This is a genomic window from Paenarthrobacter ureafaciens, from assembly GCF_004028095.1.
Classification (GTDB): domain Bacteria; phylum Actinomycetota; class Actinomycetes; order Actinomycetales; family Micrococcaceae; genus Arthrobacter; species Arthrobacter ureafaciens.
Genome location: NZ_SBHM01000007.1, coordinates 2,446,216 through 2,459,659 on the forward strand (window position 1 = coordinate 2,446,216; position 13,444 = coordinate 2,459,659).

The following is a 13,444-nucleotide window of genomic DNA, read 5'->3' on the forward strand; positions in this document are numbered from 1 at the left end:
GCTTTCGCTCCGGGCCTAGAGTGACGCTCTTTTTGTCCTTTCCTGCACCCAGGCAGAAAATTCTTCGTGGCTGAGCTTGGCGCCCGTATACACCCACGACTTCAGGCTGTCCCGCAGCTCTATGTGGATGGTTCCGGCGCCCAACCCGATCCCGACGTGTGGCCCCATCTCGTCAAGCGCCAACGCGGCCACTTCCAGGGGTTCGATCCCGCTAATCTTGAAGTCTGCCGCTCGTCCCGCAATATGGGGACTTTGATCCGCGCCCTTAATAAGCTCATTTACTGCTGGAGGCCGATACCCCGAAACGATCAACAAAGGGGCTTGGGCACGCTCCTGAATTGCCTGAATTGTTCGCACTAAATCTACGGAGATCCGGGCATACTGGTAGTCGCGTCCTACTTTGCCCACGAAGCTCCCGACCGTGAAATTAGGCGATAAGTGAGTCCGGAGATTGTCCTCGAGCCTGATGAGCGGAACCCGCCCGTCGTCGACCGGATCCGAGTAGGTGATTCCCGCTTCTTCTTCGGCTACAGCCGCGAAGGACGCCCCGGACGGGTAGACTACGGGGCTTGCGCTAAGGGATTTCCCGTTAACATTTTCGTCGCCTTGCATGGCGGATCCTCGTTGATTCTCCATGACACTCCTCGTCGTCCGATCCGGAGTACTTGAACCCCCAGGCAAGCCACCGTGGTGCGATTCTAGTGCACCGATGCCGCCGCTGGTATTGCAGGATTTCAAATTCATTATTCTTTTTGGCTCCGCATTGGACATACCTTGACGGGAAAACCCAAGTCCCTGATTATTGGCATTTCATCAGGTTTAGGAGCGGTGCAGATGACTGAAATGGAAAAGGCTTCTCCCGGCATCGGGTTGGCAGAGGCTATCCAATCGTTAAGGCAGGAGCTTTGGGAGGCCATGGTGGCCGGCACCGGGAGCGAGGTCAGGTTCCGCGTAGACAGCATTGAGCTGACCTTGGAAACCGCGGTAACCAAGGCCGTCGGTGGTAAAGCCGGCATCAAGTGGTGGCTTGTGGAAGCGGGAGCAGAAGCGTCCAGGGGAGCTGCCTCGACGCAGACTCTGAAGTTGTCTTTGAGCCCACTTCATGGCTCGGAGGAACTGCTTGTGGAGGACGACGCCGCGCCGGACGGGCGCAGCTTTGACGACAGTTCAGCTGACGGGGACGCGGGGTAATCCTGTGGTGAACGTCCTCAGGCGTGCGCCAGGTTGTCGGCAAGCAGCTTCGCGTCCATGCCCACCCCGCCCAGGATCGACGAGTAGTGCCGCGTCAGCCACGGAAGCCCCACAGCGTACAACCCGGCCTGCTCGGTGACGCCTGCTGTGTGCCTCGGATACCCCCACTCATCAAGCAGCGGCATGTTCAGAAAAGAGAAGTCCAGTCCGTACCCCGTCGCCCACAACACGGACGTGATACCGGCATCGGCCAGGTTCACGGTAGCCGGCTCGGACGGTAGCCAGTCGTCGTAGGGCACGGTCGGCTGCTCGGGTGCGTCAATGCCGGCTGCTGCGATATATCCGTCGATGGCTTTCCGCATCCGGTTGTTGAACCCGGCCTCGACTGTTGCGAGGCGTTCGGGGAGGTCGTCGGTGAAGGTGAGGTCGCCGTCGTCGATTGTTTCCAAGCGGCCGTGCAGGTGCATGCCGCGGCGGCCGAGTTCACGGAGGTGGATGTCGTGGCCACCGCCGGTGCCGGAGAGCAGCGGGTTGCAGGCGAGGCGCGCGGCGGGGGAGGGGAGTGCCTCGCGGGTGAGGGCGTTCACGCCGTATTCGGGGCCGTGTTTGGCGGTTTCGAGGAGCCAGTAGAGGATGTCGTGGCCGCGGTATCGGCGGGGAGCTTCGGGGCAGGTGGACACGGCAAGGTGGACTTCGCGTCCGGCGTCGTGCAGTTCCTCGGCGATCTGTCCGCCCGACTGGCCGGTACCGACAATCAAGACGGCGCCCTCGGGCAGCTGCTGTGGACTGCGGTAGTGGTGCGTGTGGAGTTGCGTGACTTCCTTGGGGAGCTTGGCGGCCATGGCGGGCAGCCTGGGCACCTGGTAGGCGCCGGTCGCGAGGACCACCTTCTTGGCCGCGAGCCTGCCTTGCGAAGTTTCGAGGCTGAAGGTGCCGTTTGAGGCGGAAAGGCGGGTGACGTCCACGCCAGTCAGGACAGGGGCGTTGATTACATCGGCGTAGCGCCTGAGTAGATTGACGACGGCGGTCCGCGGCAGGAAGTCGTCCGGGGCATCGCCGGTGTAGGGCATGCCAGGGAGGTCCAGCGTGAAGTTGGGGGTGTTCATGAAGAAACCGTCCCAACGGTCCTGGTAGGCGCCCCCGAGGGACTCGCGCCGTTCGAGGATTTGGTGCTCGACGCCGGCCTGGGTGAGCCAGTAACTGGTGGCGAGGCCGGCCTGGCCGGCTCCGATGATCACGGTATCTGGGGCAGATCCCATGGCGTGGATTGTACGCCCGGAGGCGGCGATTGGGGATGGGTTTCGGCATTCGACCGATACGGCCATCTTTCAAGTGACTACCTGTAGGGACTGCCCCCGGTTTGGTTGACTCCTAACCTGTGAGGATTCTGTCCTTCCAAGGAAGGATGTTCCTGTGCCTGAGCCCTACCCCGTCGAGTTCCGCCTCGACGTCGTAGCCGTTGCTCCGAAGCATGAAGCCCCGCTGGCGTAAATCGCCGAGGACATCGGGATCTCCGAAGCCACTCTCCATAGCTGGCTGAAGAAAGCCGACGTCGAGGACGGCGTCAGTCCCGGCATGACCGAGAAGGAAACCGCCCAGTCACGGGAGGCAAAGACGCGGATCCGGCTTCTTGAACAGGAGAACGAGATCCTGCGCCGGGCCGCGGCGTTCTTCGCCAGGGAACTGCCCCCAAATGAGCTTCCCGCTGGTCCTTGACCGTGCCGCCGACGGGATGTCCGTGGCGGTGACCTGCCGGGTGCTTGGCTTCTCCAAGCAGGCGTTCTACAAATGGAAGGCCAACCCCGTTTCCGACCGGGACAGGGCTGATGCGCAGTGATCAATGCGGCTCTTGACATCCAACGCGACGACCCGGCCTTCGGGTACCGGTTCACCGCCGATGAACTGCCGGCCTACGGCATCAGTGCCGGGGAGAACCGGGTGCAGCGGCTGTGCCGCAGCCAGCGGATTTGGTCTGTTTTCGCCAAGAAGCGGGGCTTGAACCGTAAGGCGGGCCCACCAGTCCATGACGACCTCGTCGGCCGGGACTTTACCGCCGCGGCACCGGACCGGCTATGGCTCCCTGCTGCAGAAAAACGTGCTGGACCGAGAACGCTGGACCTCACGACAGGAACTACGCTTGGCCATCGTGCGACAATCGAAAGCGGCCTCCAAGCCGCCTGAAAACTATCGACCCCGAGAGTCAACGAATCCCGGGGCCGTCCCTCCTTCCCAAGGTTGGAGCCGTGTCCTCCGCGTTCCGTCTCTGGTCTTGCTGGGCTTGGTCTACATGGTGCCGCTGGCGATCTCCAGCACCTACGGCATCGTTGTGGAGCGGACTGGTGGGCGGCTTTCGGCTGCCTATGCCGCGACCCTGGCAGCACCGGATCGAACAGCGGCCTGTCCAGCTCCACAATTCTCCCGAACAAATGCTGTTGGGCATTCTTTCGGGGTGCATTGGCATCAAACGGTGACGTGATTCCGGGGCGCATGTCGAGATAGAGGGATGCCTCCTTATGCCCTGGGGGACGAATCGGCTCCCAGGAAACGGAGATCCCCTTAAGAAGTGTCGACAGGTTTGGGAACGTGACGCTGACCCTCTTAGAAGACGCAATATTTCACGGCTCGGGGTAAATGAAAGAGTGGGATTTGACTAATTCATTGACAAAGTCCAATCGCCGTAGTTGCCTGTTCTCATACGGCTATCACGAATCGATGAGAAGTGCGCCAGCGACAAGCGGCATCCCGATTCGCTTCGATTCTTGTTTTTGGGGGAACAATGAATTTATTGAAAGAACATTCCGCAGCTCTTCATTTCGTATCTCCCGGGTCACCGTCTAGGAACGCCGCATAGCCGGATGGCTCTGATCCAGGGCAATCAAGACTCTCTGGACTTAGCTTGAAGTTATTCCCAAATTTGACAAATAGCATGGTCCAGATTGACCTTTGCGCGTTTAGACTACAACTAGCGATGCCATTTGGACTGCTTATCCAGAGTTGCACTGCAGTTTGCGACTCCAGCAGAGGAGGTGAAGAACTAGCTAAAACAGGACAATAATCTTTTGCAGTTTTAATCATTTCGTCGCACAGGCAGTACCCGTCATGGGCATGCTAAAGGCAATGAAAGTAGAAATTAGTTTCGAGGGGGAATAGAGATGAATATTCGACGTACCATTGCAGCAGCGGCTCTCGCGGTGGGGTTGTCGGCAGCCGGAGGTGCAGCGGCGATAGCCGCGACAGTGTCTCCAGCCGAAGGTGGCACCTGGAACTATGGGGTAACAGCTGGAGTGCACCTGTACTCCGACTATTTCAATCAAAACGTTTGTCACGCATCGTCGACGCAAAATGACTGGGGCTACTCGTCCTCGCCAAACATGGCTGCGAACTCGTGGGCGAACAACGCGCAACCTACCACGAGTTTCCAGGACAACCGCGCCTACTACCGTCTTTGCTAATTGAACAGACCTTTGCGCTGCACCGCTTCGAAGCGGTGCAGTGCAAAGGTTATAGGATGAAAAATGTTGAAAATACTTGTCCGTTTTGCCGCTGTGGCAATCGCAGCACTGATTGCTTTGGTTGCCGGTGTCTATTCGGCTGCGGCGGATCTGGACGGTTTGCCGGACGCTGACTATGTGGCGTCAATGCGTTTCGACAACAGTCCAATGCCGCGTGGTGAAGTCATTGCCTCACTGGACCAATACGCTGACTCTGCTGGCGTCGGCATAATTAGAGTGGCAAGCGCCCCAGATGACTTTTTGGACAAACGACTTGCATTTGTGTTCGGCTCCGGAGGAATCCGAGATACGGAGATTGATTGGTTCTCCCCAACGATGAGCGGAACAGTCGCCAAGTCCAGCGAGCTTGGCTTCACATCCCTGAACGGCGTATACGCAATAAAGGGGAGCGATTCTCAAGCGAAATCCTTCCAAACTTGGGCGAAGAGCGAGCTAGGAGCCGACGCTGCCCTGAAGGAAAAAACAACAGTTGGCTTGCTCACGTATGCACTCCTGACAGTTGGAGCATGGGTGCCGATGTCAGCAGCAATACTGTTGCTGGGAGCGATCGTCATGTCCTGGTACGTTCTGCGTGCTCACGGCCGAGAGTTGCGGGTCTTGGCCGGTATGCGCCTATCAACCGTCGTCTTAACGGACCTTCGTTCGCTATTCGGAGCGTTAGCCGTGCCTGTTGTGGCAACCTTCGCGATTTCCGTCCTAGGCATAATAGTCACCGGGTTTGGTCGAGCGGGATTCTTCATCTCGACACTCATGCTGTTTACTGGTGCGGTCACAGCCTTCGCCGTCGCTGTTGCCCTGATCATGGGGATGCTCTCCCTGCCCACTGTGCGTGATATTGCGGCCAGAAGACCTTCTGAGCGAGGTTCGTGGGTGATCAGCGAAGTCCTGAAAGTAGCTGCCGTAGTCATCGTGGCCGCAATCGTGCCCACAGCGTCGGGTGTGGTGACAAATGCTTCCGCTGCTACCGCTCAGGGCGCGCTATGGGAATCTATGGGGGACAGCGTAACTGTCCGTGTGGCGAACCGCTTGGGGGACGCCGAAAATGCGGCGTTCGCCGGTCTCATCAGGGATCTTGTGAGGCGGGACGCCGCAATGTTCTCCATGTCATTGAGCTCCGACACGGTCAACTTAGTAGATGAAGCGGCTGGAAAAGATCTTGAAGATCTCGGCTTCGACAGCGTCGTCCTTACAGGGGAACCCTTCCTTGATACCGTCAATCGTGCGGGCGGAGCCACCTGGGAACTTGTCAGTGCTGTCCATTCAGTTCAAGAGCTGCCTGATTCGATCCGGGGTCAACTTCTACCGAATCTGGAGCTGTGGACCACGTCGAGAAAAGCACCGGATGTTCGCTTCTACGGCAGCACCGGTGAGGCCCCAATCGCTGTGTCAGGAGGCAGGGCGGGAACGCTGGACACGAATCAGCTCCCTCTGATCATCTCAGTAAATGATCTCACCCAGTTCGACGACGCCTTCCTGGCTTCAGCCATGAGCAGGGGAAATATTGTGTTCACTGATCCGGAACAGTTAAAAGCGCTAGTAGAGCAGCGGGGAATAAGCTCGGACATCCTATCAATCGACCGGATCGCAGACCTGGGCCTGTACGATGCGCAGACGAAACAGCGAAACGCTCAACTCGGTGCCGCAGCAATTGCCATTGCAGTATTAGCGCTCGTTATGTGCCTCAGCGTAACGGCTTGGATCTTCGCACTTCTGAGACGTCATCGGTGGTTCGTTCAACGCACCGCGGGATTATCGTGGAGGTCCATTCTTCAGCCAAGAATGTTATGGGAAGCAGGTTCCGCTCTTCTATTCGGCGCGGCGATGGCTATGTCGTTTGGGGCGGCCTCTCCGTCTAATATCTGGATCTCCGGCATCGCCCCGTTCGCATATTTGACCGTTGTATGGCTCATTCATCAATGGGCTGCGACCACAACATTCCGCACTACACTCGCACGGAGAGGATAGTCATATGCAATTACGTGCCGATGGAGTTTCGATTGTCATTGACGGCAAGCCCGTCCTGAAGTCTGCTACCGCACAGGCCGAACCAGGACGAATGCTCGTTCTGGCAGGTAAGAGCGGCAGTGGAAAGACAACTCTCCTGAACGTTCTTGGACTGTTGAGTCGCACGGATGCTGGCACCGTTGTAGTCGGTGGACAGGACGCCACAAAATGGAATGACGCCCGCCGTCGCCGTTTTTGGCGAGACCATGTTGCATTCGTGTTCCAAGACTACGGACTTATAGATGAATCAAGCGTGGAGTACAACGTAACGGTCGGCCGACGCGGACTATTTGGTCTACGGCAGCCTGACCGCGAACGTGCTGACCAGGTCCTCAGCCACGTTTTGCTGTCGGGTCGTGGGAAGGAACAGACTGCTCGGCTCAGTGGCGGCGAGAAACAACGCGTCGGCTTGGCAAGGGCGATGTTCCGCGGCGCCGATGTCGTGCTCGCAGATGAACCGACTGCGTCGCTCGATCGAAGAAACCGTGAACTAGTTATCAACTTCCTCATAGAGGAGGCCCGTCGGGGCGCGACCGTCGTCGTAGCCACACACGATGAGGACCTCATGGCCGCTGGCGACGATCTTATCCTGCTCGGTGGAGAGCCAACCCCGAGCCAGCGGGATTCTCATCTCCTGCTATGACTGAGGCGGCTCAAGATCTTCCTCCGATACAGCGGAGAGCAAGCGATAACTCGCCCCTGTTGAACTAGAGGATCTTCGCCAGCCGCGTGCACTCCACCCACAGCCGCTTCCGCGCGGCCAGGTCGGAACCCATGCCTGGAGTTGGCAATTCCTTGCGCTTCGCCCAGAGTTTGCCCGTCACCGCAGCAGTCTCCGGCGACGTCGCCAGCCACACGGGCGTATCTGCGGCTTCCTCAGCCGGTTTGCCGAATGTGTTTGTCAACCAGCGGAAGGGGCCGCGCACGTCCTGCAGCAGGCCCGTGTTTTTGATAAGGTCCGGGTGCACGGCATTCACCACTACGTTGGACCCGCGAAGGCGCTCGGCGAACTCCTGCGTCAACAGAACCCGGCCGAGCATGGTTGGCGGCGTGGAGCGGGTGAAACTGTATTTACCCTTGGCGCTTTGCAGATCCTCGAAGTCGATCTTGGTGACTTGTGGGCCACCCGAATACTTCGACGCAATATTGACCACCCGCGACGTCCACCCATCCTCGGCGCTCCCGAGCTTGAGCGCGTCCGTGAGCTGATTGGTCAGCAGGAAGTAGCCCCATCACGTTGGTGGCGAACGTGACCTCCAAACCGTCCGGCGTCACCTCACGCTCCTTCCGGAAAACACCGGCGGCGTTGACCAGCACATTGAGCTTCTGGTGCCGGGACAGGAACTCGTCCACTGCTTGCCGGATCGAGGCCTGGCTTGAGAGGTCACAGGCCAGCGGCTCCAGCGCGGCGTTCGGAACTTTGCCACGAATGTCGCGCATCGCGCCTTCTGCCGGGCAGCCGTACGGCCAACCACGACGACGGTCCCTCCTTCTCGGGCCAGCGCAGTCGCGATGGCCTTGCCAAGGCCGCTGGTGGAACCGGTCATAAGTGCTGTTCGTCCGGTCATGGAGGACATAGCTCGATCACAGCACTTCCGGACGTGTTTGGCGAGAGTGCGTTGGTGGGGGAGCCTACTTTTTTGGCTTGTTCGCCTTGGCTTTAGGCGCCTTGGGCGGGAACTCTGCCACATGGGCGAAGGCACGTGCCACCCACGGCTCAGCCTGTGCAGCATCGCTGTTCCATGCTTCGGGCCAGCCGACGTAGCCGCCCATGGGCCGTTCCTCCGGCCCGAAGGGTTGGGTTACTTCTTCAGCTTCCAGTGCGGCCCTGTCAGCGTCGGAAAGCTTCACGCCGATTGTGGGGCCGAATAGGCCTGAGAACATGTTGCCGTTCACGAACGCACCCAGGTTGCCGAACATCGGTTTGACCACAACATCCGGATGATCTGGCAGTACGGAGCGGAAGCGCTCCTTGTCTTCCTCTGAGGGCTCGGGCATCTGCATAATTTGAACTCCTGCGTCGTGAGGAACTAATGGGGTGCGGCAATTACGGCCAGGATAAGTCAGTCAGACTCGAGCCGCGTCAGCGCCCACTCCCACGCAATCAGCTCCTGTTCCAAGCGGACCCTGTCCCCATAAGTCCCGGCCTGGAGCGCCTCATACACGAGGGCTTCGTCAGGGGTCAGGCGTGTCAACGCAGCACGCGAAGGCGACGCCTCCATGCTCCACGCGTCCCGGTGCGCCAGGAGAGTCGCTTCGTCCATGAGCACGCTCGCCACATGCGGGTGCACGGATCTGAGCTGGTCCAAGATGCGGAAGCCGTGAGTGTCCAAGTCACCCCAGTAGAGAACCTGACAGGACTGCAACCAGGCAGCGTCCCTCAATGATGAGAAACCGTAGCCCTTACCGAAGATGGCGAGTGTCCCGTGCCGCTCTTGCAAAGCAAGGAAGTTTACGAGGTTCTCAGTGATGATCACATGGGTGACCGGGAGCCGGAGCGATTCAAAGGCCGAGGCTGTCACCGTAATGTCCCGCGCATCACCGAGCAGCGGTATGGACGGGTCCAATAGCCGGAAACGCACCTGCTCAGGCTGATGGAGGAAGCCGTGGCGCTCCGCGAAACGAGCTGCGGGAGTGCGGGCTATCGGCGTGCCAAGGACAGAGTCGTCAAGGCCCGGGTCTGCCGCATCTGAATCGCCGTCCAAAGGCAATGTTTCTGCCAGGACGGGCCTCAGCGCCTCCACCATCTCGTCAATTGTCCTGCGGTGGGCCTCGATGAATTTGGTGTGCACGCCGGGCAGACGCAACTGCCTCACATAAACGGAGGGGGAGGGGTGATCCCTAAGCCAGAGCGCCACCCGGGCAGCGAGCAAAGCGTCTTGACCTAGAACCAGCAAGTGCTTCGGACGTTTCGCCGCCCAGGCCTGGAGCGCCGGGTCCAAGCCGCCCAGCTCGGCGGCCAAGGACAGAAACTGCTTCGTTTCCCGCTGTTTGCCGGCGAACTCAATCTCGTCCTCCACAGAAGCAAACACAGCCACAGCGGGAAGGCGGTTTGAACCGATAGTGGTGCGGCCGACGTCGGCGGTTTCCAAACTGAACGGACCCTCTGCGGCGAAGAGCCTGGCTGCCCAGTCGCGGGCGGCCGCGTAGTCATCGCGCAGTTCGGTAGCCGATGGGCGCTTCAACACCCGGCGGCGTGGATAAACCCCGCTTGGATCAATAGCTTCCCGCAGGAGCTGCCCCCGATCCCACGCGGTTGCAGACAGCGCTCGCAAGTCAGCCAACGAGGTCCACCGGGAAGCAGCTGACTTACCCGGCACGCCGCTCCCGTTCCTCACGGTACTCAGTGATGGTCATGTTCCGAAGTTGGGAATCGTTGCCGTTGGTGTTTGCAACAAAGCCCACGTGTGCCACAAACGGCTCGATGACATTGATCTTCTGCAGTGGGGTCACGATCAGCAGCTGGAGCTTCATGCGTTGGAACAGCTCCATGCCGTACCGTGCGGACTCGTCGGAGCCACGACCGAAAGCCTCGTCGATCACCACGAACCGGAAACTCCGGCCCTTCCCGGAACCGCCTCCCCGCGCAGCTCCCTTCCCGGCCGCGAGCCCAAACTGGAACGCCAACGCCGCCGCCAGGATGGTGTACGCGAGCTTTTCCTTCTGGCCACCGGACTTGCCGCCCGAATCGGTGAAGTGCTCAAATTCCTCGCCGGTCTCCGTCCACCTTTCGGAAGCTGAAAAGGTAAACCAGTTCCGCACGTCAGTAACCTTGGCCGTCCAGCGTTCGTCAAGACTGGTGAATCCCTCGCGACCCCGGAAGCGTTCGATCAGACGTTCAACCTGCAGATACTTCTGCTCCGAGTACTGCTCGTCGTCGCCGATGGTGCCCTCGGAGCAGGCACGCAAGTCAATCCCGAACTGCCTCACATCAAGATCTAAAGAGCTTTGGTGCTCCAGTTGGATATGACGGCCCGGGTTGTATTGGATCTCCGCAAGCGACTGGTTGATCTCGCTGATGCGGTTCACGATGTCCTGCCGCCGGCTGTCCAGGAACGCGTTGAACGCAACCACCTCGTGGATGGTGTTCTGCGTCAGCGAGTCCTTGAACCGTGCCTCGAATCTCGGCAGGTCATCACGCTCCAGCTGCCCAAGCAGCCGATTGAACTCTTCGGCCGCCTCCAACGTCGCGTCGATGTCCGTTGTTTCGTTGGGGTACTTGTTACGGAAATCAGCCATGAGCCGGATCGTGGTGGCACTCGCTGTCGCGATCCGTTTCGTCAGAGCATCGATCCTTGCGGTCAGACTGGACCGGACCGAGCTCTCGGCCGGGCCAGTGTTGCGGTAGGTCAGCGCTTTATCACCCAAGGCCTCGGCGGTGAGCCGCGCTACCGCCGCCAGCACATCGCCGTCGTCCGTTAGCGGTTGTTCCGTGAGCGTCAGGCGGCATTCCTCAATAGCTGCAGCGATTTCCCGGGCAGCATTTTCATTGCCACCGAGCCTCTGCTGAACCCTATCCGAGCGCTCCTGCAATCGCTCGATGCGGACGGACACCTCCGATTCCTTAACAGTCAGTTGCTGCAACACACTGCTAGCCGACTGAAGCTCGAGCTTCTCATCCTTGAGCTCCTGAACCCTGCGGGCGGTCAGCTGCCAGGCGATGTCGGAAAACTCAGCCACGGACCCGACGTTGCCCAGCAACTGCCGCATCCGTCCCATGTCACCGAGTCCGGCGTCCACCTTCGCCAACTGGGTGCCGACACTGCGGTGCTTGCCATCGATGTGGTCACGCTCGGCCCTGATGCGGACGATCTTGTCGTGGTTGTCCCAGCCGAGCACGAAGGTGCGCCGGTCCATGAGGCCCTTGCGGTCGTCCTTCTCATGCCGCCCCCGGGCGCCCTTTATCTGACCGTTGATCGTCAGGGCCTTGGGATACCGACGGAACTCATCCATGGTGTCGCAGCACATGTAATCGAACCGTGCGCTGAGCTCGTCCAACAGGAAGTCCCGGAAGGGCGTGCCCTGCTTGATCGCGATCTTCGCCCCTAATGTCCCAGGTGCGGGCGGACGCGATGAATAGGAGTTACCCACCTTCCGGTACACCAGTCTGCCTTTGAGATCATTGGCATCCACCCACGAGCTAACAGCCGCGTAGTGTTCCGTTGACACCAACAGGGACAGCGCAAAGCTCCGCAGCGTGCGTTCGGCAGCACCCTCCCACTCGGCTTCGCCTTCGCGGACACGCAGCAGCTCCGCTGCGTAGGGGAGCGCGGCCTCGGCAATGCCAGTGCCCTCACAGATACGACGCCGGAGCTCAAGTTGCGGGCGTTCCAGCAAGGTGGGGCGGGAGCCAAGGCTGGCAAGCTCGGCATCCAGATCGTCCCGTCGGGCGGCGAGCGCGTTGAGCTCTGAATGCAACGCCGTGCGCTGCTCCTGCAGCTTGGCCGCCTTGGACGCGAGGTTTCCCTCCACCTCGCCCAGCCGGGCCCGGTTCGCGTCGAAGAGCACGCGGTCTTCGGGGGCATGGAGTCCAAGCTCGACGGCGGCAGCCGCGTAATCCTCGAAACGGTTGCGTTGCTTCTTGGCCGACTCCTCAAGTCGGGAGACCTCCGCGTCAATCGCGGCGAGCCTGCCACCACCGCTTGTACGGATGTCCTCCTGGACAATCGCGAGCTCGTGCCGGAGCCGGGCCATGTCCGAGGCCAGCTGGGCGCTGTCTTCGCGAAGCTTCTGACCAGTCCGCTCCAGCTCCTCCTGATGTTCGAGGATTAACGTAAGTTGCTGGTCGGTGAACCAGGGATGCAGCTGGTCGCGTTGCCGGCGGGCCTGGTTTTCTTCAGAACTGAGCTTCCGGTGGGTGGCGGCGCCATCGCGGATCGGTTTCAAAAGCTCGATCTGGTCTCTAGCCCGGACCACAGCCTCGTGCGCTTTCTTCAGATCGTCAAAATGGCTGATCAGCTTGTTGATACGTGTCTGGACGTCATCGTCTTCCAGCATGTTGGTGCGCACGAAGTGGGTGATGTTCTCCACCTGCTTCATGGAAACAGTGCGGTGGAACAGCTCCATTGCCTGGTTGCCGCTGATGCCAAAGTGGCGTTTAAAAGCCGCGGCATAGGGATCAAAAGTGTCGTAGACAGAGACGCCCGCGGCGCGGAGCTTCTTCTTCAACTTGGCGGGGTCCTGCCCGAAGTTGGAGAAGTCTTCCGCGATGGATTGCTCGCCCTCGGCAAGGGAATAGAAGCGTGTGGGCTGTCCAGCCTCCTGCATGGTCCAGAGGGTGATGCCCAGCGTGATGGTCTTGTCCATGACGGCGTTATGGAAGACCCCAAGGACAACAGTGAGCGTGCCGGGCGCTCGCAAGGCAACCGGCTTCGAGTACTCGCCGCCCGTACTGCGCGTGCTTTTATGGAAGCCCCGCACATAAGACATTAGGGTCCGTTCACGCTTCTGAGCCCCTGCCGCCTTGTTGTACTCAATCCGGTTGGCAGGAAGCAGGAGCGTGGTGATTGCATCGACTACCGTTGACTTTCCGGAGCCAATGTCGCCTGTCAGAAGGCTGTTGGCCCCGTCCAGACGGAACGTGCGCACACCGCCGTGGAAGGTGCCCCAGTTGAGCAGCTCCAAACGGTGGAGTCGGAACCCGGGCGGAAGGCCGCCGTCGTTCGCTTGTTCGTCGGAGGGTTCCTCGTCGGGCTCCTCGAGAGTAAAGAGGCTGTCCTGAACGTCAGTGCTCATGG

General features: G+C 59.9%; 11 protein-coding genes and 2 pseudogenes. 5 read left to right on the forward strand and 8 right to left on the reverse strand.

All coding sequences use genetic code 11. The annotated features are described in order from the left end of the window. Window positions 1-15 precede the first annotated feature (15 nt). Window positions 16-636 (reverse strand): D-Ala-D-Ala carboxypeptidase family metallohydrolase, encoded by a 621-nt coding sequence (locus AUR_RS15665; protein ID WP_062159984.1) that lies wholly within the window; start codon window positions 634-636, stop codon window positions 16-18. 198 nt (window positions 637-834) lie between these two features. Here AUR_RS15665 and AUR_RS15670 point away from each other — a divergent pair, with 198 nt between their 5' ends. Then, complete coding sequence (locus AUR_RS15670) at window positions 835-1,191, forward strand: trypco2 family protein (protein WP_062095591.1); 357 nt, start codon at window positions 835-837, stop codon at window positions 1,189-1,191. 17 nt (window positions 1,192-1,208) lie between these two features. Here AUR_RS15670 and AUR_RS15675 read toward each other — a convergent pair whose 3' ends face one another. Beyond that, complete coding sequence (locus AUR_RS15675; protein ID WP_062099051.1) at window positions 1,209-2,450, reverse strand: flavin-containing monooxygenase; 1,242 nt, start codon at window positions 2,448-2,450, stop codon at window positions 1,209-1,211. A gap of 154 nt (window positions 2,451-2,604) precedes the next feature. On the opposite strand from AUR_RS15675, the pseudogene AUR_RS20595 reads away from it, so the two are divergent. The 4 genes and pseudogenes from AUR_RS20595 to AUR_RS15700 form a co-directional block, all read left to right on the forward strand. Then, a pseudogene (locus AUR_RS20595) lies at window positions 2,605-3,270 on the forward strand (transposase); the annotation flags it as partial. A gap of 1,073 nt (window positions 3,271-4,343) precedes the next feature. Next, on the forward strand, window positions 4,344-4,643 hold the full coding sequence (locus AUR_RS20850) for a lactococcin 972 family bacteriocin (RefSeq protein ID WP_079941104.1): 300 nt from the start codon (window positions 4,344-4,346) through the stop codon (window positions 4,641-4,643). A 63-nt stretch (window positions 4,644-4,706) separates the two neighbouring features. Further along, entirely contained in the window at window positions 4,707-6,668 is a 1,962-nt protein-coding gene (locus tag AUR_RS15695) for a hypothetical protein (RefSeq protein ID WP_062095595.1), read from the forward strand. Window positions 6,669-6,672: 4 nt separating this feature from the next. Further along, window positions 6,673-7,350, forward strand: coding sequence for an ABC transporter ATP-binding protein (locus AUR_RS15700; protein ID WP_021472676.1), 678 nt, complete (start codon window positions 6,673-6,675; stop codon window positions 7,348-7,350). Window positions 7,351-7,414: 64 nt separating this feature from the next. Here the strand turns inward: AUR_RS15700 and AUR_RS20600 are convergent, their stop codons facing one another. From AUR_RS20600 to AUR_RS15720, 6 genes and pseudogenes are all read right to left on the reverse strand, one after another. After that, window positions 7,415-7,861 carry a Rossmann-fold NAD(P)-binding domain-containing protein gene (locus AUR_RS20600; protein WP_241650971.1) on the reverse strand — a complete coding sequence of 149 codons (447 nt, stop codon included), beginning with the start codon at window positions 7,859-7,861 and terminating at the stop codon, window positions 7,415-7,417. After that, window positions 7,779-8,147 (reverse strand): SDR family NAD(P)-dependent oxidoreductase, encoded by a 369-nt coding sequence (locus AUR_RS20605; protein WP_263885086.1) that lies wholly within the window; start codon window positions 8,145-8,147, stop codon window positions 7,779-7,781. The genes AUR_RS20600 and AUR_RS20605 overlap by 83 nt, the downstream gene beginning before the upstream one ends. A gap of 50 nt (window positions 8,148-8,197) precedes the next feature. Then, window positions 8,198-8,440 (reverse strand): annotated as a pseudogene (locus AUR_RS20785) (hypothetical protein); the annotation flags it as partial. Beyond that, complete coding sequence (locus tag AUR_RS15710) at window positions 8,340-8,711, reverse strand: TfoX/Sxy family protein (protein ID WP_062095598.1); 372 nt, start codon at window positions 8,709-8,711, stop codon at window positions 8,340-8,342. The pseudogene AUR_RS20785 and the gene AUR_RS15710, both read right to left, overlap by 101 nt. A gap of 59 nt (window positions 8,712-8,770) precedes the next feature. After that, the gene (locus tag AUR_RS15715; RefSeq protein WP_128397208.1) at window positions 8,771-10,027 is read right to left on the reverse strand and encodes a Wadjet anti-phage system protein JetD domain-containing protein; all 1,257 of its coding nucleotides are present in this window, start codon (window positions 10,025-10,027) and stop codon (window positions 8,771-8,773) included. Continuing rightward, a complete protein-coding gene (locus AUR_RS15720; protein WP_082694438.1) occupies window positions 10,017-13,442 on the reverse strand; it encodes an ATP-binding protein in 3,426 nt (1,141 codons plus the stop codon). Before AUR_RS15720 ends, AUR_RS15715 begins: the two co-directional genes overlap by 11 nt. Between the last annotated feature and the right edge of the window lie 2 nt (window positions 13,443-13,444).